Origin of the sequence: Viridibacillus sp. NPDC096237, from assembly GCF_050278625.1 — a bacterium.
GTDB lineage: Bacteria > Bacillota > Bacilli > Bacillales_A > Planococcaceae > Viridibacillus.
On record NZ_JBNNTI010000047.1, the window covers coordinates 1 to 21,084 of the forward strand.

At 32.1% G+C, this 21,084-nt stretch carries 20 protein-coding genes and 1 pseudogene; 5 read left to right on the top strand and 16 right to left on the bottom strand.

The window, feature by feature from the left end; genetic code table 11:
- Positions 1–94: 94 nt before the first annotated feature.
- A pseudogene (locus ACQKMD_RS18535) lies at positions 95–805 on the top strand (MerR family transcriptional regulator); the annotation flags it as partial.
- A 107-nt stretch (positions 806–912) separates the two neighbouring features.
- On the top strand, positions 913–1,746 hold the full coding sequence (locus tag ACQKMD_RS18540) for a CPBP family intramembrane glutamic endopeptidase (protein WP_427753857.1): 834 nt from the start codon (positions 913–915) through the stop codon (positions 1,744–1,746).
- Positions 1,747–2,322: 576 nt separating this feature from the next.
- On the opposite strand, the gene ACQKMD_RS18545 is transcribed toward ACQKMD_RS18540, so the two are convergent.
- The 4 genes from ACQKMD_RS18545 to ACQKMD_RS18560 all read right to left on the bottom strand — a co-directional run bounded on the left by ACQKMD_RS18545 (position 2,323) and on the right by ACQKMD_RS18560 (position 5,156).
- Positions 2,323–3,048: a CPBP family intramembrane glutamic endopeptidase gene (locus tag ACQKMD_RS18545; RefSeq protein WP_427753858.1), complete on the bottom strand. Its 726-nt coding sequence runs from the start codon at positions 3,046–3,048 to the stop codon at positions 2,323–2,325.
- A 181-nt stretch (positions 3,049–3,229) separates the two neighbouring features.
- Positions 3,230–3,922 carry a hypothetical protein gene (locus tag ACQKMD_RS18550; RefSeq protein WP_427753859.1) on the bottom strand — a complete coding sequence of 231 codons (693 nt, stop codon included), beginning with the start codon at positions 3,920–3,922 and terminating at the stop codon, positions 3,230–3,232.
- Complete coding sequence (locus tag ACQKMD_RS18555) at positions 3,919–4,788, bottom strand: ABC transporter ATP-binding protein (protein ID WP_427753860.1); 870 nt, start codon at positions 4,786–4,788, stop codon at positions 3,919–3,921. The genes ACQKMD_RS18550 and ACQKMD_RS18555 overlap by 4 nt, the downstream gene beginning before the upstream one ends.
- 2 nt (positions 4,789–4,790) lie before the next feature.
- Complete coding sequence (locus tag ACQKMD_RS18560; protein ID WP_427753861.1) at positions 4,791–5,156, bottom strand: GntR family transcriptional regulator; 366 nt, start codon at positions 5,154–5,156, stop codon at positions 4,791–4,793.
- A 579-nt stretch (positions 5,157–5,735) separates the two neighbouring features.
- Between ACQKMD_RS18560 and ACQKMD_RS18565 the strand changes: the two genes are divergently transcribed.
- Complete coding sequence (locus ACQKMD_RS18565) at positions 5,736–6,269, top strand: GNAT family N-acetyltransferase (RefSeq protein WP_427753862.1); 534 nt, start codon at positions 5,736–5,738, stop codon at positions 6,267–6,269.
- Between the two features lie 155 nt (positions 6,270–6,424).
- On the opposite strand, the gene ACQKMD_RS18570 is transcribed toward ACQKMD_RS18565, so the two are convergent.
- From ACQKMD_RS18570 to ACQKMD_RS18615, 10 genes are all read right to left on the bottom strand, one after another.
- Positions 6,425–7,393 (bottom strand): polysaccharide deacetylase family protein, encoded by a 969-nt coding sequence (locus ACQKMD_RS18570; protein WP_427753880.1) that lies wholly within the window; start codon positions 7,391–7,393, stop codon positions 6,425–6,427.
- A gap of 15 nt (positions 7,394–7,408) precedes the next feature.
- Positions 7,409–8,086: a hypothetical protein gene (locus ACQKMD_RS18575; protein WP_427753863.1), complete on the bottom strand. Its 678-nt coding sequence runs from the start codon at positions 8,084–8,086 to the stop codon at positions 7,409–7,411.
- Positions 8,087–8,102: 16 nt separating this feature from the next.
- Positions 8,103–9,725, bottom strand: a complete 1,623-nt coding sequence (locus tag ACQKMD_RS18580) for a GNAT family N-acetyltransferase (RefSeq protein ID WP_427753864.1) — start codon at positions 9,723–9,725, stop codon at positions 8,103–8,105.
- A 17-nt stretch (positions 9,726–9,742) separates the two neighbouring features.
- Positions 9,743–11,299 (bottom strand): murein biosynthesis integral membrane protein MurJ, encoded by a 1,557-nt coding sequence (murJ, locus tag ACQKMD_RS18585; protein ID WP_427753881.1) that lies wholly within the window; start codon positions 11,297–11,299, stop codon positions 9,743–9,745.
- A gap of 40 nt (positions 11,300–11,339) precedes the next feature.
- Complete coding sequence (locus ACQKMD_RS18590) at positions 11,340–12,722, bottom strand: O-antigen ligase family protein (protein WP_427753865.1); 1,383 nt, start codon at positions 12,720–12,722, stop codon at positions 11,340–11,342.
- Positions 12,712–13,749: a glycosyltransferase gene (locus tag ACQKMD_RS18595; RefSeq protein ID WP_427753866.1), complete on the bottom strand. Its 1,038-nt coding sequence runs from the start codon at positions 13,747–13,749 to the stop codon at positions 12,712–12,714. Before ACQKMD_RS18595 ends, ACQKMD_RS18590 begins: the two co-directional genes overlap by 11 nt.
- Positions 13,750–13,778: 29 nt before the next feature.
- The gene (locus tag ACQKMD_RS18600) at positions 13,779–14,474 is read right to left on the bottom strand and encodes a CpsD/CapB family tyrosine-protein kinase (protein WP_427753867.1); all 696 of its coding nucleotides are present in this window, start codon (positions 14,472–14,474) and stop codon (positions 13,779–13,781) included.
- Complete coding sequence (locus ACQKMD_RS18605; RefSeq protein WP_427753868.1) at positions 14,467–15,198, bottom strand: YveK family protein; 732 nt, start codon at positions 15,196–15,198, stop codon at positions 14,467–14,469. Before ACQKMD_RS18605 ends, ACQKMD_RS18600 begins: the two co-directional genes overlap by 8 nt.
- A gap of 43 nt (positions 15,199–15,241) precedes the next feature.
- Positions 15,242–16,000 (bottom strand): tyrosine-protein phosphatase, encoded by a 759-nt coding sequence (locus tag ACQKMD_RS18610; RefSeq protein ID WP_427753869.1) that lies wholly within the window; start codon positions 15,998–16,000, stop codon positions 15,242–15,244.
- A 719-nt stretch (positions 16,001–16,719) separates the two neighbouring features.
- Positions 16,720–16,938: a small acid-soluble spore protein Tlp gene (locus tag ACQKMD_RS18615; protein ID WP_427753870.1), complete on the bottom strand. Its 219-nt coding sequence runs from the start codon at positions 16,936–16,938 to the stop codon at positions 16,720–16,722.
- A gap of 432 nt (positions 16,939–17,370) precedes the next feature.
- Between ACQKMD_RS18615 and ACQKMD_RS18620 the strand changes: the two genes are divergently transcribed.
- Positions 17,371–18,117: a YqcI/YcgG family protein gene (locus ACQKMD_RS18620; protein ID WP_427753871.1), complete on the top strand. Its 747-nt coding sequence runs from the start codon at positions 17,371–17,373 to the stop codon at positions 18,115–18,117.
- Between the two features lie 24 nt (positions 18,118–18,141).
- Here ACQKMD_RS18620 and ACQKMD_RS18625 read toward each other — a convergent pair whose 3' ends face one another.
- On the bottom strand, positions 18,142–19,470 hold the full coding sequence (locus ACQKMD_RS18625; RefSeq protein ID WP_427753872.1) for an amino acid permease: 1,329 nt from the start codon (positions 19,468–19,470) through the stop codon (positions 18,142–18,144).
- A gap of 34 nt (positions 19,471–19,504) precedes the next feature.
- Complete coding sequence (locus ACQKMD_RS18630) at positions 19,505–20,452, bottom strand: arginine deiminase family protein (RefSeq protein WP_427753873.1); 948 nt, start codon at positions 20,450–20,452, stop codon at positions 19,505–19,507.
- Between the two features lie 294 nt (positions 20,453–20,746).
- Here ACQKMD_RS18630 and ACQKMD_RS18635 point away from each other — a divergent pair, with 294 nt between their 5' ends.
- Complete coding sequence (locus ACQKMD_RS18635) at positions 20,747–21,079, top strand: DUF3862 domain-containing protein (RefSeq protein ID WP_427753874.1); 333 nt, start codon at positions 20,747–20,749, stop codon at positions 21,077–21,079.
- Positions 21,080–21,084: the final 5 nt, after the last annotated feature.

A 21,084-nucleotide genomic window follows, 5' to 3' on the forward strand; every position in this document is an offset into this window, starting at 1 on the left:
GACGTTGACGTGACATAGTAGCACGCTCCTTTAAGTTGGTAGTCTAAGTGTAATAGCCCTTATTTTTTTTGTCCAACTTAGTGTAGCCGATTCACCTAAACAAAATATTGAGAATGGGTATAGAAAATATAATCATTTTGATATATATAATATAACAACAGTAAATTTCTATAGAGAAATTGATATTGAAATTAAAAAAATCCAGGAATTAAGAAAAAGTAAGAGTATAGAGGGAATAAAATCATTATTAGAAGAAAAAGAACAAGATGTTTTAGAGGAAATAGAATATAAAAAGCTTCTTTTAAAAAAGCTTCAGATAGTAAAAAAAGATTGCGAAAAAATCAAACAATTCTTAGGAGAATACACAATAAAAGAAATGAAGCCTTTAGAAATAAAGGGAGAAATAGAACATTTTACTGCGTATGATGAATATGAAACTCTAAAAAAGAACACAGACAGCTTAAAAAAAGCAGTTACTCTAACATCTTTAAGAAGAGTCATAAGTTTCAATGAAGAAGGTATTATAGAAGATAAGTTTATTATTGTAAATGTTGTAGAAGACTTTGATAAAGAAATAGAAGGTGAAATTCTATCTCATCCAAAATGCTTTTATACAGTTATTGAAGATGGAAGATGGTCAACCGGTGGAAAAAGTATTGATCATAACGTGGAAGCTAGTTTAAGAAAAGTAGCAATAGAAAAAGGGTATGAACTTTTGGGGCTAGTTTATATAAATCTATTACTTACCACTTATGAAGATGGACTTGAACGTATATTTTTAGAAATTTATGCACCTATAAAATAATGCACAAGTATTGACCTGTGAGTAACCCCTAGGTTTAAGCTTAAGGTATTAGTAAATATGAGCGTTATTATATTTACGAAATACTTAGTTTGAAATGGGGATTATGTATGAATAGAGAAAAAAAACTAAAAAAACCAGTAGCAAGTTTTATTCTACTAACCAATGTCATTTTTTTGCCACTTTTTTGTCTTGTAGGAGCCATAAGTATGTTAGGATTTCCCGCATGGATTTTTGAGGTAATGCTCTGTGTATCAGCTTGGTCCTCAACCTTTGCTTTTGCAATCCTCTTTAAAAAAATCTATCCTGGGCAGAGTTTGATCCAATTTACAAAAGATAAATTCAAGAATAAACTTAAATTTTCTGTGATTTTTACTGTGATCATGATTCAAGCATTCATATTTTTGATGATTTTGACTATCGTATCTAATAACAGTGAAGTAGACTCTATTTTTACTATTACTTCATGGGGAATGCTGTTCTATTTCTTTATTAAAAACCTTCTTGCAGGGCCACTTGGAGAAGAAATAGGGTGGAGAGGTTTCGCTCAAATTGAGCTTCAAAAGAAGCATTCACCATTAACAGCTTCGATAATCATTGGATTTTGGTGGGGAATGTGGCATCTACCCATATGGTTTACAACAGGGCTTGTGGGTATTGATTTAATCAAGTATATACTATTCTTTATGATTGCAATGATGTCTACTAAGATCGTCATGACAGCGTTTTATAACTTAAATCAGAATTTAATGATCCCAATCATCATCCACCAATTCTTTAATTTTTTTATTGGCATAATAAACGGAAACTTAATTGACTTAATCATGTATAACGCAATTTTTTATTTAGTAGTAGCAGTTTTAATCATCGTTATAAATCCCAAAAAAGTATTATATAGAAAGGAAGATACAAACATTATTAATGGAAAGCATTACATGATTTAGTAATAGTTTGTACAGCTATACACTTAAACTATCGAGAGCGTTAGTTGAATAAGGTTTAATAAAATTATCAAACTTTTTTATAAAGAAATGAATCGATTACATTAAATAAGAGCATGTTTTGATTAATCTTTTTCTAAAACATGCTCTTTATACTTGTCTTTATATCAAGGTTATTAGTAATAATTTAATCAAACTTTATTTTAAATCTACAATAAGACCGTTGATTTCCGCTACGATGGACGCTTTCACTAGTACCTCAAGAACCTCTTATAAGATTTCCCTAATTCGTTAGCACAAATATTAATCAGTATAAGTTACACTTACAATGCAGAAAAAGGTCAATACGTTTTTGCAACAACTACGGGTGAATCTGTTCCAGACGCATTCAAAACACCGTCAATCGGACAAACCATCAAAAATGTCGGTGAAATTAATGCTCAATTTAATTAAGAATGGCACTAAAGCCTAGAGAGTATTCTCTCGGCTCTAATGCCATTCTTAGCAATATTATTTTGTATAGCCATACATTCAGCTACAGATTGTAGTCTTGTCACTAAATATATTCGGCAATAGAACTTAATTTGCTTGAAGGATATTTTTTCCTTTCTTATTAACTCGTCTCCAAAGGTAAACGGAGTACACTAATAAAACGAAGAAGATAATGTATGCCGATGTAATTGAGCTTTCGACATTCCCCATTAAGTTGAAAAAGTTGTTAAAGCCGTGGAACAATATTGTAATGATAATCGAATGCCCATCCATTACAAGTAATGCAAGCACTAGCCCTACCACAAGCGCATATAAAATTTGAATAATCGTGTCTTCAACTGACTGGCCTCCTATTAACTGTAAGGAGTGTGTCACGCCGAAAAGTATACTTGAAACCCAAACCGCCACAAGAGTGCCTTTTACCGATAAAATTCGAAGCATCATCCCTCTGAAAATCGTCTCTTCAATAAACGCAACGATTAAAAATTGCATGATAAACATAGCGAAAAGGTTAGGAACAGATTTGAAATTTAAGCCGTTGGTACTATATATAATGATACATAAAACAAGAAATAGCGGTACATAAAGCAATAGATTTTCTTTGTTAAGATGAACCTTTACAAAGAAATATTGACGCCATTTCTTTTTATAAGCTATATATAGGAAAAGAATGATTGCTAATGGAACTAACATAATAAATTGTAAATATGGGCTAGTAGGTTCAGTAAGCGTTGCAAGGGCACCATTTACCATATAAAAGACCATCAAAAGAAGTTCCAAACCAATAATTTTAAAGACAATTCTTTTGTTCATCCAGCAATTCCCCTTCTCTGCTAAATTTCTTGAATCCGTTCATCTTATGAAAGTTAAAGAGTATACATAACTAAAATACAAAGCTGTGATACTTTACCAGCTTTGTATTAACGAAATATTCCCACTATTGAACTTGCATTTTTCCATTAATAGAGCGTTTAGTAATCAACAATCAACTATTCTATTCTCTTTTCAAATCAACTTTATTTAATAACAAATACGTACAAGCCCATAAGATGCTGGAAACAATCAATAACCAACCAAAAGAAGCAAGAGCTTGTTGTTTATATACTTCTAGGAAGAAGTCAAATAAGTTGGAGCGAATAAAAGGTAATGATGCAGATAATACCATTACTACTGAGACGCTAATAGGCCCAGCTAATCCCCATTTATAATACAATGCACCACTCAGCAAAGCTGCACTACTAACTAATACACCTATACAAAAATCAACCCAAATATTAGTAACAATTAATGAATGATCCGTAAAAATGCTACTCCAACTAAAGAGGTTAAAGTGTTCTATACTAAATGAAGTTTGCAATTGTTTTACAATGACTAGAATGATGATATTGATTAGCACCATTAAAATGACATTTTGAATACGGCTCAAAATAGTTGCTTTTATAAATTCTCCCCGTGTTAAACCAAAATGAATGCAATAATTAAAGTGTTTTCGCATTAAAACATAACTAGATATTGCCAGAAAAATGTAAATTGCTACATTGTTCGTAAACTGCGTTGTAAAGTTATTGACGGTTACTGTGAGAATAAGGTTAAGTGTTAGAAATAATAATAAGAATCCCCAGAAGATACTTTGTGTTTTTATGTTTCTTACTTCCAAAATCTTTTTAGCTGTAAGTACCCGATTCATAGAATTTGTTCCCCTTTCTCAGTTACATGAACAATAATGTCTTGCATATTCAACACATTTTTCTTACAGTTTGGTGGCATTTCATTTTGTATATGTGATTGATCGAAGACGATGATTTCTCCATTCCCCATAAAATGTTTTTCTTCCAAAATGGTAAATTCATTCTTTATTTTCTCAAGTTCTTTTGTCGGTCCTGTAATCGCATAGACTTTCTCTTTCAGCTCATCCGTTTGGATATTTAAAAGCAATTTCCCTTTATTAATAATGTAAACTTTTTGAAATAAGGAACTTACTTCATCAATTAAGTGAGTTGAAAAAATAATCGTACGAGGAACTTCCATATAATCATTCAGAAGAAATTTATAAAATTTCTTTCGAGCATTCGCATCCATACCGATATATGGCTCATCGAAAATTGTAATTTCGCATCTACTTGAAATACCTACCGTTACTCCAACCGCGGATTCCATCCCTTTAGATAATTCCTTAATTTTCTTTGTGCTATCTAAATCGAAAAGAGTTAGAAGTGATGTTGCAATCTCATTATTCCAGTTCGGATAGAAGTTTTTACTTAGTTTCAATAACTCAGAAATTTTCATATCTGGAGGAAAATTATTTCCTTCCTGAATAAAACAAACTTTACTTAGCACCTTTTGGTTATTAAATGGTTTTTGATCATTTACATATACTTGACCCGAAGTCGAAGCCCACTCACCTGCGATAATTTTCATTAGTGATGTTTTCCCAGAACCGTTTTTACCTAGAAATCCAACAATTTGATTTTCTTCAAATTCAAAATTTAAATTATCTAAAATCATATGACCTTTTATTTTCTTAGAAACATTTTCTATCTGAACAGCAGTCATGTTTATTCCCCCTGATTATCAATTAGTTTCTTAACCTCATCAATCGAAATCCCTAGACGATTCGCTTCTTCTAATAATGGCTTTAAGAAAACATCGGTAAATTCATTTTTTCTCTGTTGTAAAATCCTCGCTGTTGCTCCTTCTTTTACAAACATACCTATTCCCCTTCTCTTGTATAAAATCTCATCCTCAACTAGTAAATTTAAGCCCTTCCTCGCAGTTGCTGGATTAATCTGATAAAATTCCGCTATTTCATTCGTGGAAGGTACTTGTTGCCCTTCGAGAATATTGTTATTCAAAATTTCATTCGAAATGATTTCTGAAACTTGTTGGAATATCGGTACTTCACTATTTACATCTAATTTCAAAGCCTCTCCCCCTTATACTAACCACCCTTAGTTAGTCGGTTAGTTACTTGTGTAACTAACTATATAACGATATGTAATTAATGTCAATAAATAAATTTAATTCCTTTTCATTTGAATTTAAATTCATTATTCTTAACAAAAAAACTCAAAGTCACATTTATGACTTTGAGGTAAAGATTTAGCAAGCATCCTTTTAGGACAATTCGCTTTCTAATTTATGTATTCATGTTTTGTTGCTATTAATGGTTAATAAATCTAAGGGTGCTTTGACAATTATGAACATGTTCTCTGAGGTGAATATATCATCCGTTATATTACGAATAGTAATTAGTGTCTTTTGATTATATACAAGGTATTTGAAAAACCTCTTTATGATCGTATTGCTAGACAGTTGCAACTTCACTTTCAAGTCCAATTTTCCACCTTTCCCTTATCACACATTAACTTCGAAATTTATACAATTCAACATATAATACATAGGGTTATATGATTGTCCCATAGATACATCATTCTACTTTTTTATTTGTTATGATGATATGAAAAATCACATGTATTTTTATTTCAAGGAGGATGGAGAGATTGTTCCCAATTTTAGAAACAGAAAGACTGATATTAAGAGAAATCACAGTAGATGATACCCCTGCAATCTTCGATTTATTCTCTAATAATGATGTCACTCGCTACTATGGTATGGACTCGTTTACAACTACTAACCAAGCTAAACAGCTAGTAGAAGTCTTTGCGAAAAACTATAAAGAAAATCGAGGGATTAGATGGGGGATTGAGGTTAAGCATCATGAAGGGATTGTAGGAACAATCGGATTTAACGCATGGCACCAGAAGCATAAGAGAGCAGAGATTGGTTATGAACTTCATCCAAATAATTGGGGGAAAGGATATGCAAGAGAAGCTGTTTCTAAAGTAATAGAATATGGCTTTAATTTTCTTGATTTAGAACGTATTGGTGCAATCGTCTATTTAGAAAATGAAGCATCTAGTACATTATTAACAAAACTAGGATTCGAAAAAGAAGGTATCTTAAAAAAATATATGTATCAAAGTGGCACTTCATATGACACGACTAGTTTTTCCTTATTGAAAAATAGATTTTAACTTTAGATGCTATCAAAAATCATTTAAATAATTCATCACAACAAAAAGGATTTCCTTCAACATAATAAGCTAGATATTTATAGGATTAATACATTGATGCATGCTCATATATAAAACAAAGTCCGAAAAGAAAATTGATTTTTCCCTTCGGACTTTTAACTTTTCTTACTCAAATTAAATAAATCTACAAAATCTCTCATATGAAAACTTTGAAAATTATATTTCCTCTTTAAATAATTCACATGTTTTAATATTTCTTCAAGAAATTGAAGGTTTTTTTCGATGTTCTTTCCAAAATTATGTGGATGCCACCATAAATGATAATACTCATTGTTTTTAGCTGCTTTCGTTAGACTTTTTTTAATTCTTTGTAAACGAAGTCTCTCTAATATTCTTAATTTATTACTATATGGTCTTAAAAAGCGGCTAGATGGTATATTGATAATCGGGTGGGTATCTACTTTCTCTAATTTATAACTATGATGACCGGATATATTTATATAATTATCGGCTAATCGAAGTATTCGCTTTATTGTTGTATTCATTTCTTTAATGTATGGTCCATATATCCAGCTATCTTCATTCCCACGATAAGCAGTTATTCCATATTCATTACATAACTTCAGATAATCATAATTAACTTGGTTCCTCGGAAATACTAAGGAAGTAACGTCCTCTTTTAAATTCACTACCGCTTGCAAATCCTTTTCAAAATGCTCAACTCGCTGTCCGGCTTCTAGGCAATAGTAATGAGTGAAAGTATGTGAGCCGATTTCTTGGTTTGGAACTTCTTTAATCATATGAATAAGTGAATTTCCGTAATGATACAAATCATCTTGTTCATCTTTACCGACTTGATAAAGGTTTTGTTTTGCCGATAATGTTTCATTTTCATATGGGATATCTAAACTTTCCAAACAAGTTAAGAGTTCTTTTTTATCTTTACAATGAACCATTCCGACAATTGCCCAAGTGGCATGAATATCATACTTTTGAAATAACTGTAGTATTCTAGGGATTGCTAAGCGAGAACCTAAAATATTTCCCCCGTAATTTTCAATAGTAAAAACATCATGTACTCCCCAATTCAGTTCAAAATCTAATGAAATAATCAGAGCCCCCAGTTCTTCATCCTTTCCTCATTTTTTTGCACGTATCCAAAGAACGAATTGACCAATTCTTGAATTGGCTTTATATCCGGAATAAACATGAGCTATTTCTCCACCAAATTCCATTTTGAAATTTCGAATATTTTGATTCGCTGTAAGCCCACCCATATCAAAAATCTTATGTTTTTGTTCTTTTAAAAAAAGTATGTTTTTCCAAATCAAATATCTATTTGCTTCACTTAATAACCTTTTTTCTTCAGTTTTTTCTTTCATCCGAAAATGGGAAGCAGAATATAAGCAAAAAGCTATGCTCCCGTCCGTTATATACACTCGATAACAAAGGACTTCCTTTGCTTCATTCATAACTTTTGTAATAACAAGAGCATTCTTAACTTTTAACTTATTCATCGTATTTACAACATCTTCCATCAACGGTTTTTCAAGTACTTCTATATATAAATTCTTGCATACAGCTTTTTTTATTTGCTTTCTATTTGTACGATGTAAACTTTTATATAATTCTTCTTCACTTTTCGTTAAATCGATATACAGTGTTTCCAATTGCTGAAGTTGCTTTTTAGGGACTAGGGAGTGTGAGAAACCTTCAATATCTGCTAGCTTTTCACTTGAAACTCTCTCTCTCAAAAAATAATAGCTGTTCACTTTGATACTTAAAAATTTTCTCTCTAATAGAATAATAAAAGGCACCTTCTCTTTTAAATTTCTACTTCTTTTTTATTTTTTTCTTCCCTAAAATTCTTGAGTAAAAAAGCCTTTCAGTGAATTCAAAATCATATGACTCAAGTGTTTGAATACTCTTCCGATCACGTCTATTTACATGCACAAAAATGTACTTTGGTCGATAGTTTACCTGGGCAAAAGAAAGAATCTGCGCTAAATTTTCATTTTCCCAATCCCTAATATAAATACTTTTTTTCTTTAGATTTTCTACTACTTCAATGTCGTCTAACCGAATTACATTTTCATTGACCCAAAATGCTTTATTCACATCAGTTGAATAATAACCTTTATAACCGTTATATATTTTTTGCAACATTTCTTTTCGATTCTGCTTTATTTCAAGAGCTATTTCAGGAGTTACTATTTCAAAGTGACTTTTTGTTTTTATTTCTCTAACGGTCAATTTAGCTATTACATATTGTTTTCTCTCGTATACAAAAGGGCTCAACCTATTTTTCCAAATATCTTTCCATAAATGAAATTTCTCCTTATTTCGTAGATAGTATTTTAATTTACCAATCGTGTTTCTTCGAAAAATAACAACTGAATAATGCTTCCTAAGCTTAGAAAATATAGTTTCTTTTAGCCATAGAATATTTCGAAACATCCTTGCTCGTAAAGTATTGGTAGAAAAAACTGTTTTTCTTGTATAATCAAGATCTGTATTCCACTCTAGTTTATAAGGTTCGTATCCTATGCTCATATCAAGTTTATGAAACTCATCGTCTATATTTCTTTTAATTTTCTCTTTAACTAAAATCCTGCCAGGACCGTAGACATCAAAATCAGAATCATGTCCTAAAACATACCCCAAATATCTTCCTCTACATGCAAATCCATACGTAAATGCAATCATTTCATTTCGTAATTTTAAAGTGGATAAGCGTACACGTAACTTTCCACTATTCTGTTCAGCCAAGTATTTAAAAAAAGATTGCTTTCGATTACTAGAAAATCCGCTTGTATCATTTTTCTTTTGCCATCGTTTCTGATGCACTTTAAATACTTGATTTATCTCCGTTGCAGGAGAGATCTGTAGTTGAACATCACCTAGTGCTCTCAACCTTTTTTCCCTTCGATCCAACCCATGCAACTTGTAACGAGGTTTCAAATACTCTACATAAGAAATATTTTTTAGATCAATATAAGGAGTGACAATTCGATAATATCGTTCCTTCATATTTCTAGCTTTCAAATAATTCGAAAGTTTAAAATGTGTTTCTACACTTTCTAATAATCCATGCAAATAAAAGACTATACTCTTTTTCTCTTTTATTAACGCATCAAATACAAACATGATGACACGATCCAAGTCTCTTTCCCTTGCAATTATATCCATATAATTAGCATCTCCAAGAGCTAAAAAATGCAGAATATAACCGTACCAGGTTTTTTCTGATTGGAATGGAAAAAATGCAATAATGCAATCATTTTCTTCTACCGCATATATTTCCACTTTCTCATCCTCACAAAAAAATTTCCACCAATTATAAACAAATTCATACTCTATAAATGGATTCGTATTCTCATTTTCTTCTAAAATAACCGACCATTCTTTCTCGTATCTTCCCAAGTCCATATAGGTAGTAATCTTAATGAGCTCCAAATTATCCTCCATTCGGTTTAGGTTTGTTTTAGATGGATTTTATCCCGCAAGAAATTTACTAGTAACTTTGATTCTTTTACTTTTAACAGCGTAATGATCGTGAAATAAATAATGCTTCCTAAAAGGATACTTATACCCATTTTTAAAAATATGCTCCAATCTGTGAATACATATTTGCTGAAAAAATATAAGAAAAACCCCATTATACTGGATGCTACAGTTACTTTCATAAAGGTGATTAAGTTCCCCTTCAAACCGAATGCACCTATTTTTTTTCGAAGCTTAATACATAAAAGAGTAGAGCAAAAAAGGGCAGAAATACTTGTGGCTAATGCAATCCCACTAATCCCCATATACGAAGATAAAATAACGCTTAAGATGATGTTCAAAATAACTGCAATAGAAGCATTATACATAGGGGTTTTCGTATCCTGAAGAGAGTAAAAAGACCGATTTAATATTTCACGGACACCATACCCTATCATCCCTATTGAATAGAAGAAAAGTGCATGAGTTGTCATGTCTATTGCACGTTCATCAAAATGTCCATGTCCAAAAAGTAATCTTATAATAGGTTCAGCTAGAATCATTATGCCAATACTAGCAGGAACTACGATCAAAATGACAACCGAAATTACTTCACTAATTGACCTTTTAAAGTCTTCCTTATTTTTTTGAACAGCCATATTAGAAATGAGAGGAAACATTACCGTAACAAATGAAAGAACAAAAATACCTTGTACAAAATCATTTAATCGACTGGCATACGTCAAAGCAGAAACTCCTCCTTCCACTAAAGTAGAAGCAAGAGTTTTATCAACCATCAAGTTGATTTGGTCAATGGATATACCAATCATTATTGGAAAAACGATAACTGCCATTTTCTTTATATTCTTGTCGTTAAACTGCACAATCGGAACATATCTATAATTTGTTTTCTTTAAGGTGGGGAATAAGAAAAGCAGTTGTACGAACGCTGCTAGAACACTTCCAATTGCTAATGCAATAATATTCGTTTGAGTACTAACAATAATTGAAATGATAATAATAAAATTGAAAGGCAAGCCAACCATAGCAGGTATTGTGAACTTTCCATACAACTGTAAATAACCTATAAAAAGCTGAGTAATGCTAGTAAAATATATACCTACTAACCCTATTCTTGTAAAGAGAACAGCCACCCTTAATGTTTCTCCATCAAAACCTAACGCAAACAGCTTTACTAACAAGTTAGAAATTAGAAGACCAATTAATATGACACCAGTAGTTACTATTACTACAATATTGATGAGATTATTCGTAAAATATGTAGCAGATTGATGCCCTTCTCCATGTTCGATTTGCTTAAATAATGGAATATAAGCAGTAGTTACCCCTGAAATAATAAGACTAAACAATACAGATGTAATTGTAATGGAAATAATATATGCATCACTCGTAGAAGTAGCACCGTAAAAAAAGGATAGTGTGATATCCCGTAGAAATCCAGAAACTTTTGATAGAACTGTAATAACCATCAAAAGAATGGCAGTCTTTTTTATAGTTTCTATGATTTGTCCTTCTTTTCTATTTATTTATGTTATAACGCTATACTTTTTAACGGCATTACTCCCTTTATACATTCCTCATCATATAAATATTTGAGGAATCAAATTCCTGTAGGTTTTTTATTACAAAAAGGAGTAAAAGGAAAAAACTTTCATTAGACATTGCATTTAGCGATAAATAGCTAATTCCCATACAGATAATAGGTAGCCAACTTATGAAATCATTTTTTATATTCTTTCTTTTAGCACTTCCATATTTCAAAAGTGTTGCTACAAATGTCATAAAAACTAGGAATCCTAGTAATCCCCAAACAACTAATAGTTCTAAAATAATATTATGTGCCTGAAGTTGAATGCCTGATCTAAGGTGATAATCTTGAATTCCTATTCCGAAAATCATATCTTTTGTATCTGACATTAATAATTGAAGATATTGTTCCGCGAGTACATTTCTATTACTTGTAAGAGCTGATGGATCACCAATGAAATCTGTAAACCTAGAAAGTAGTACGTTAATTATTGACGTAAAATCCGCAATAAAGAAGATAGAAAACAGAAAGAGAATACTAAACACAGAGATAATAAAAAACAGTATTTTTTTATTTTTCTTCATTTTAAAAATGATCTTAATTAGTAATAACATCAATAATAGTGAGATAACTAGTAAAAACATTCTCGACAAGCTTAGTACACCAAAAGCAACAAACAAAACAAATACTAATGGATAAATGAACTTAAGGAGTTTTTTTGTCTCTCGATTTACGAGATACAGTAGTAAAAACAAAGAAATCATGATATACATTGAAAAATAATTAGGATCTCCTGCCCCACCTTTAAATCTAATAGTCGCATTATTTGTCATTAGTGTTCCGTATTTCTCATAAAAATCTAATACACCGTATATTATTGAAATAAATACACCCGTGATAGAATGTATAATTACTACTTTATGATTATATGTTTTCAGAGAATAAAAAAAATAGAAAGAAACGTATAAAATAGCAACACTCCAACTAAAAAGCAATATAATCGATTTTATATCATAATAAAAAATGTGACTCCATTCATAAGCAATATATAATCCAATAACTAAAAGAAAACTTTTATTAACGGGATTCTTAAAATTTGATATGCATACTTTAAATAAAGCAACTGCCATTAATACATTTATTATTGGCACAGTCATACCTGAAATAGGGATAAACATTACTGCTAAATTGGGAATTAATGAAATTAAAATTGCAAAAGAATAGTCTGTTGATATGAATAATATACGGAAAGCTAAATAAGTACCTAGGCAATAAACCAAAATGTTAACATTTAACAACTTGTCACTTAAAATACAAAATCCGATGATATATAAGTCTATATAACCTAAACTTTTACTGAAGAATCTCCCTGTTTTTTTAGAGGTATAAGGTAAATTTTCTTTTAGAAGTTTAGAGGACACTACAATACACCTGCTGCAATTGATTCTTATAATCTTCCATATTAAACATTTCTTGCGCTTTTTTAGAAGCCCTTAAAGACATCGCTTCATATTCATTCTCTGAAAGTGAAAGTGTAATTATCGCGTTGATAAATTCTTGATCGTCCTTACAAATAACTCCACAATTACTATTAACAATACTTTCTATTCCTTCAAGTTTAGGAACTACTATTGGCTTGCCCATGGATAACGCTTCAATCGCAACCATTGGTAACCCTTCAGATTTAGATGTCATTACTAGGATTTTTGAATTTTGTAATATTGGATATGGATTATTCATAAATCCTATTAAATCAATATTCTTCTCTAACTCTAATTTCTTTATTAAATCACTACATTGTCTTTCTAGGCTTCCTTCCCCCATCATAACTACTGAAACGGTTGGCATCTCTTTTACTAATTGAGAGATAATATTAATAAACCGGAATGGATCTTTTACATCTTCTAATCTACCTACAAATGCTACGTCATATCTTTTGTCAGTTGATAGTGATGCCCTTTCAGCTATCCATTTTACATCTACAATATTTTTTATAACGATTGATTTTTTGTTAAATATTCGTGATAAAAATGTCGATTCTTTGATTGCAGGTGTAACCACTATTATTTTTTTTATTTTAATACATGCTAGGAAAAATAGAATTGATAATTTATTTACACTCTTCAACCATTGTGGAAATTGATGAATATGTGATACTACAGGGATATTAAAGCCTGCTACTAAACTTAGAAGCGTTGCAGTAAAATCATGTGCATGAATAATATCAGGCTTCCAGACTTTAATTACTTTTCTTATTTGTATGATTGATAGTTTATTCATTGGAATATAAGTAATACCTCTACTAAACAGTATTTTTCCAATACTTCCCCTTGGTGATGCATAAGCCGATTCGGAGAGTTCAGATAAATTATTTATAATACACATAGCTACATTTTCAGCACCAGCTAGTCCATCAGTACTGAGAATATGTAATACTTTTCTTTTCATCATCTTCTCCTTCCATTGCACAAAATTGTCTACTCTTTTTCCCCATAATATTGATAATAATAATGACCTTTTTCTAATTTGAAATTGTTAAGGATCGTACCTATAATGTTTGCTTTGGAAGCTTGAAGTACTTCCTTAGCCTTAACAGCATACCTTTTCTCAGTTATACCCGAACTGATAACAAGAATAGTACCATCACACTTTTCAGATAAAACTTGCACATCTGATACTGAAAGGACTGGAGGGGCATCAAAGATTACAATGTCATATTTAACTTGCGCCTCTTTGATAAATACGTCCATTGAAGTCGATCCAAGAAGTTCAGCCGGATTTGAAGGTATCGGTCCACAAGTTATTAAGTCTAATCCTTTAATACCAGATTCTTTAACAACTTCATCAATTTTCCATTGAATCATTAGCAAGTTAGTAAATCCCGGCGAAATTAACGTATTAAACGTATGGTGCATAGTGGGTTTTCTCAAGTCTGCGTCTACGAGAAGTACCTTTTTACCTTCTTGAGCAAATGCAATAGCAGTATTAGCTGCTACTGTTGACTTGCCCTCTCCTTTTGACGACGAAGTAAAAAGTAATGTATTTAGTTGCTTATCATGCATGGCAAATTTGATATTGGCTCGGACCATTCGAAATTGCTCTGAAACGATTGATCTTGGATCTGTACTTGTCACTAACTTTCTTCTATGTTCCTTTCGTTTTTTCTTAAACATTAAACTCCCCTCTCTTCTTTTTACTTTTCTTTGTTTTTTTCGGTTTTTTGTGTGTTATCGGACTAACCAAACCTAAAATCTGTAGCTCCACTATTTCACTAACATCTTGTTCTGTTTTTATAGTTTTATCTAAATATTCAATGAGAAATGCTATCCCTACTCCAACCATTAATCCAATAAGTGCCCCAATAGCCATATTGAGAATTGGATTAGGGCGAATTGATTTTATATTTTTTGTAGCGACTGCAGGTGAAAGTATTTTAACGTTATCTACATTCATAAGCGTAGGTATGTCTTTTTGAAACACTTCTGCAGTCATATTCGCTATTTCAACAGCGTTGTTCAGACTTGGATCTTGAACACTGACATTAATAACTTGTGAATCTTGCTCACTGCTAACGTTTATATTATTATTGAGTACTTCTAAACTGGTGTTCAGGTTAAGGTTATCAATTACTTTGGATAAAATAACTGGGCTTTTTATAATGACACTATAGGTGTTAATAAGTTGTAGATTTGTTTGTACATCCTGAGCGATGAATTGCTTATTTTCAATTTCCTTTTGACTTATTAAAATTTGTGTCGACGCTTCATAAATTGGTGTTAACAAGAAGTAACTAACTCCACCTGCAATAGAGACCGCTAAAATAAAGGTACTAATGATGAGTAAGAGCCTTTTCTTTATTATTTTAAATAGTTCTTGTAGACTTATCATTTCTTCCATAAGAGTTATCCCTCCTTTTGCATTTCTTTTGTATGCATTCAATTCACTTATCTCGAACTTTTTTAAAACTGATTGGTCGCTTTGGTTGAAACCCAGTACCAAATACGACGTGTTTAGCATTTTCACTATAATAAGTAACGTGATCCTCGGAGAACTTTTCTCGTACGTATTGATAGGCCATTTTCAATAAAAAAGGTCGTCTAACAGGATGATGTGCATCTGAAGATATAAAGTGAACCAAATTATGTTTTATCAAATATTTTATGTATTTTTTTATTGCTCTACCATTTACACCGATCAAACTGGAGGCAGTGACTTGTACAAGAGAACCTTTATTCACTAGTTCATACAACTTCTGCTTGTCTTTTCTAAATACCATATTCCTTTCAGGATGAACTATTATAGGTATAAACCCTTTTAACTGGATTTGGAATAGGGTATCAAATGTGAAGGTAGGAATGTGATTTACCGGTAATTCTATTAATATGTATTTTCCACTATTGGCTAATGTTATTAGTTCCTTACTTAAATCAGCTATCATGCCATTATATAAATGTGTTTCTTGCCCCGGTAGAATTTGCAATGGAATAGCTTTATCATTTAATTCCTTATTGAAATTGACCACAGCCTCTTCTACTACAGAGGATGGGTTCATATATTTTCCATCATGATGATGAGGGGTGGCAATAATATGCGTTATTCCATTTGCTACTGCATTGTTAGCAAGTAAAATTGCCTCTTCAATCGACTTTGGCCCATCGTCAAGTCCGGGTAATATATGATTATGAATATCTACAAGCAACTGCTCCGCTCCTCCATTATTATTGTAATGACTAAACTGATGTCGATAAAATGTTTCTTAATTGCAACGAACAATATTGCTACTAACTAACCCCTAATTATTCCAGGTTCATTTTTCCACTGAATATCTTGACCTCTTTTCATTACTACGACTGGGTAGTTCTTCTGTTCAGTAAAATAGTATTTCGTCATTTTAAGTCTACGCCCAACAAAATATATCTCCTTAAATACTCGTATATATGAACTCTATAAATAAGTTTATTCACCTTTTAGAGTAAAAAGAACTAAACAAATTTAACTTTTGAAATGTACATAAATAGAAAAAAGCTGCCCAGTGATTTGTATCTAGGACAGCTATTACAATAGTTTCCTATTCAATTTTATAGTACTTAGTTAGAAAATAGCCTTCATATAATTTAGTAGATTACTTTGTAGTATCTTTCAATTTCACTTTCTAAACCATTTCTTTCTTTTTCTTGATTATCTTGAAATTCATCCACCATAACTAATTATATATTAAGCCATTGTATTGCCACATGTAATTGTTCCAATCAGTATCTACAACTAGGATTGATCCACTCGTGAGCAAAATTGAGGCGATGGAAAATGATGACGAGAAAAAATAATTCTGAAAGAAATCAAAATGAATGGCTGAGATAAATGTATATAAAATACTATTATCTCAGCCTCCATGATTCCTATAAAAACTTCCTTTTCTAGTTACTGCTGCATCTTGTCTTGTATTTCCTTCATCTTGATATCTATTTCATGTTTACGACGTTGATTTTTTTCCTGAAGATTTTCAAGTTCTTCTTCACCTGCAAATTCCATACTGATTTCTGCTTCATGAATATTCTTTTTCGTATTTTCAATCATGCTTTGAATTCTTGCTACACTGTCTGATTTGTCATTCGACTTTGGATGATGTTGATCCGCCATTCATTGACCTCCTCATTCATTTATAAATTACTTTATTAGTTTGTTTTTCTTTGTACACTTTATACGTTAATGAATAAAGAAAACCACCCTTTTAAAAATAACGAAGCAAGAATAAAATCTCCTTTTAATTAGTACTTTAAGCTAAAATAACAGCAATTCTCCAAAATCAAACGATACCAGTAATACTAACATGCCGACAAAGGGAGATTTTCTAGGCATCTTTTCATAGCCGGCGTTTCGAGTAGTTTTAGAAAATTTATGAGTTCGCGAGTGTTACCATTCTTATCAATTGGAGCTGGATTATACCTTATTGGTTTTAATTTATATTTTGGATATGAAGCTTTTTTACTTATTTTAAATAGCTCCAGACTGATAGTCACCCATTTGGCCCTCCTTTAATACAGTAATTAAGTATAGAAGGAGGCTTCTCAAGTGAAAGGACTTTTGGAAAAGAGTTGGATAGACGAACAATTTGAAACACTTCCCCTATGGCAACAAACAGCTTATACATCCTTCTCTTCTATGTTAGCAGATGACGACAATACGTATCCGTGTGTCCCGGCAAGACATGGATTTTTATCGAATCATCTTAGGTTTAATTTCGTAGGAGATCCAAGGGAACTAAGTTCTATAAATGATTTGGCAAATAGTTTAAGGACATATGGAAAATGTTCACGTGATGCGGGAAAAAATACTTCATTAGCTATTTTCTTAGAAACACCAGAGGATATGATTAAGGACTATAATTGGGAGGATTATCGAAAATTATTTTGGTCTATTTTAAATAAGCTGACGACATTTGATGAAAAGGATTGGCCAGAAAATATACCAACAGACCCCTCTCATCATAAATGGGAATTTTGCTTTGATGGAGAACCGTATTTTGTTTTCTGTGCCACACCTGCTCATACATTACGAAAAAGTCGTCATTTCCCATCTCTTTTCATTGCATTTCAGCCACGTTGGGTGTTCGAGGAAATTAACAACTCTACGGATTTTGGACGCAAAATGAAAAAGTTGATACGTAAACGCCTTGTTGCTTATGATGGCATTCCAGGCCATTCCGATTTAAAATGGTATGGACAAGAAGACAATCATGAATGGAAGCAATATTTTTTAAGCGATGATACTAGTAGTGCATCCAAATGTCCTTTTATGCGTTTAAAAAGCAAATTGTAAATTCGCGTGAAAAAGGGATCTTTTTCAAACACTACCCTTATTACTCCCCCAACTTTTCGCCATTATACATGTAACGATTCCTATAATAACTAAGAAGAGCAGGCTCACAAATAATCCGAGTCTGCTTGTTTTTTCACCAAACGTACCTGATACAGTAATTACTATAAGTAACATACCTAAAGTTGTTTTAGCTCGGTCCCATTTCGACAATTGCATCAGCTTTGTATACGTTACTAAAATAAACAACCAATTATAAAGTAGCATCAAACCAGCTGCAGTAATCATATATTCAAAAATCTTTTCTGGTAGTAAGAAGCCTATGATGATGGTCGTAAGTAAAGCACCAGCTACAAAAAGAAATGCTGGTAAAGGGACTCTCATTTCCCCTTTTTTGACTAGGATTGCAGGTGCATCATGATCTTCTGCAAGCGAAGTTAATATAGTTAACACGCCATATAATGAAGCGACCATCGTTGAAAAACCAGCAATAATAAGAATACCATTAAAGATGTCCGTCACATACGGGAGCTGAAAATTTTCAAGTGCGGTAATAAATGGACTTTCTTCTACTTTGATTTCTTGCCAAGAAACGAGTACCAAGGCAAGGGCGATGGACAAAACATAGATGATGGTGAGTACTAAAATCATTATTTTCCCTGCCTTAGGTGCTTGTCTAGGATTTTTCAAATCAATGATCAATAGACCCATTACTTCTATTCCACCGTAAGCATAAAATGCATAGAGTAGCGCAAGCCAAAGTCCTCTATAGCCTTCTGAAAAAAAGTTCTTATAGGTATCAAACAATGAATGGACCTCACTCGGTTGAATAGTCATCCCTCTACTCAATATGACCACAGCAACAATGATGAACATAACAATAGCTGCCAATTTCATCACACCAAAAATATTTTGGAATTTTTCAAACCCTTTAATACCTGTAAGAATAATAAGTAACCCTAGTACAGCGAAAATGGATGTTCCTATCCACAGCTGAAGAGCGGGAAACCAAAACTGCGTAAATATCCCTAACGCCATGAGTTGACTGCCCATAATCAGCATCTCTGATATTAAATATACCCATCCATTGCTAAATCCTGCCCACTTTCCAAATGCTCTCTTTGCATATGAACGAAAAGAACCTTTATCAGGATTGGCAATAGACATTTTTACTAATGCATCGTATACAATATATGTTCCGATTGCAGCTAAAAAAAAGGGAATCAAAACAGCGGGTCCACTTTTCTCAATGGCTATACTTGAACCAAGAAAAAAGCCTGTTCCAATAGTACAACCCACGCCAAGTAGAGAAAACTGCCACCACATCATACTGCCTTTACCCGTTTTTGATCCCATTAGGACAACTCCTATATCATTATTACGGTGTATTTTATATTGATGATTTCCTTCTAAGCGGCAGTGTCATACAGCGAATGCCACCTCCACCTTTCTCTAACTCCGTTACTTCAATTTCAATAATTTTCTTCTTTTGCAATTTAGGGTGATTTTTGATCATCTGCTTATGTGCTTTCTTACTTATTAATAATGTTTCTGGATCTATGTTAAGAAAGTTAATATCAGGAATAGTATTATACTCATCTAGCCAGTAGGCTTCAAATCCATGACGCGTTAAAAATTGCTCTGGCATTTCAAATCGAGAGGAATTCTCTGTCAAAACATGTACTGGTAAATAGCGTACGAAGCTCTTCGCTATAAGTAAATCCTCATTTGCTACATTACAATTCATATCTAAATGAAGTGTATCTGATTTACGTGGCAAATCAATTATTCCTATTTCTGAAAAACCAGCATGAAAAATCTTTTCCTTCACTTTCTCCACACTTTCTTTACTTGTACGCATGCCAATATTTATTAATACAGCATCTCTATTAAGAATTAGTACATCTCCAAATTCTAGTGCTCTCACATTATCATTTTCATGTAATAAAAAGGTTTTTGGAAACCACTTTTCCATTAGAGAATGTGCTTGTACATATTCCGGACGTCTCATCGAAACCCCTGCTTCCCCTGGTAAAATGATGTTTCCAAACACACAAGCAAGATCCCGTACAAAATAACGATTAAGAAGCTGTTCACTTAAGTTTCGACTATCTTGCGCTAGTTCTTCAGAATAATCTACTACTTGGATTCCTTCATTCTCCAAAGCATCTTTAAATTCCATGAAATTTTGCAGTGCTTTTGCACGATTAACAGAAGAGCTCCAGCCCACATACTCAGCAGTTTTTAAATTTGGCACATCCAACTTAGATGGTGCACATAGCAAAACAACCTCAAGTTCTTCATGCTCCGACCAACAATTCGGTTGAAATGATAACATGATGGATCCGCTCCCTTTTGTACATATCTTCCTTATTGTTAGCACTCTGAATCGGATTATGCATATTGATTGGGCAATCTTATTAGTACTTTAATTACCTCACTCACAGACTATATTTCACTCAAGTTTCTTCACGTTTAGAGAATCAAAAAAATGGGGTTTACCAATAATTTGCATTATTTAAGAGAGTTTATAGCTTATACACATATTCAAATTTTTTATTTCTAATTGATCATCATAAATATAATGTATAATAATGTATATCAAAGCAAATATAACTTGGAGGTTAGTTAAATGAAGAAAATTATTAAAGGTTTTATAATAGCAAGTTTATTAACACTCGGAGTGGCTACACCTTTTGCAATTAACGGACAAGATGTCGCATACGCAAAGTCAAAAGTAACAATAACAAAAAAAGAATACAATAAAATTAAAAACGGAATGTCTTATAAACGTGTACAGAAAATCGTTGGTGGTAAAGGAGAATTATTGTCTGAAGTTGGTTCAAAAGGAGATCCATATTACACTTATATGATAGTGTATTACGGGAAAGATGGAATATCAAATGCTAACTTTACATTTCAAGGCGGGAAATTACAAATGAAAGCACAATTGTTATTAAAATAATAGAA

What these genes read in the sequence shown, in the direction of transcription:
- ACQKMD_RS18625 (WP_427753872.1), bottom strand. Translation starts at nt 19,470, where the DNA reads ATGGGATCAAAAACGGGTAAAGGCAGTATGATGTGGTGGCAGTTTTCT.
- ACQKMD_RS18545 (WP_427753858.1), bottom strand. Translation starts at nt 3,048, where the DNA reads ATGAACAAAAGAATTGTCTTTAAAATTATTGGTTTGGAACTTCTTTTG.
- ACQKMD_RS18595 (WP_427753866.1), bottom strand. Translation starts at nt 13,749, where the DNA reads ATGAAAAGAAAAGTATTACATATTCTCAGTACTGATGGACTAGCTGGT.
- ACQKMD_RS18600 (WP_427753867.1), bottom strand. Translation starts at nt 14,474, where the DNA reads ATGTTTAAGAAAAAACGAAAGGAACATAGAAGAAAGTTAGTGACAAGT.
- ACQKMD_RS18615 (WP_427753870.1), bottom strand. Translation starts at nt 16,938, where the DNA reads ATGGCGGATCAACATCATCCAAAGTCGAATGACAAATCAGACAGTGTA.
- ACQKMD_RS18555 (WP_427753860.1), bottom strand. Translation starts at nt 4,788, where the DNA reads ATGACTGCTGTTCAGATAGAAAATGTTTCTAAGAAAATAAAAGGTCAT.
- ACQKMD_RS18630 (WP_427753873.1), bottom strand. Translation starts at nt 20,452, where the DNA reads ATGTTATCATTTCAACCGAATTGTTGGTCGGAGCATGAAGAACTTGAG.
- ACQKMD_RS18550 (WP_427753859.1), bottom strand. Translation starts at nt 3,922, where the DNA reads ATGAATCGGGTACTTACAGCTAAAAAGATTTTGGAAGTAAGAAACATA.
- ACQKMD_RS18605 (WP_427753868.1), bottom strand. Translation starts at nt 15,198, where the DNA reads ATGGAAGAAATGATAAGTCTACAAGAACTATTTAAAATAATAAAGAAA.
- ACQKMD_RS18635 (WP_427753874.1), top strand. Translation starts at nt 20,747, where the DNA reads ATGAAGAAAATTATTAAAGGTTTTATAATAGCAAGTTTATTAACACTC.
- ACQKMD_RS18540 (WP_427753857.1), top strand. Translation starts at nt 913, where the DNA reads ATGAATAGAGAAAAAAAACTAAAAAAACCAGTAGCAAGTTTTATTCTA.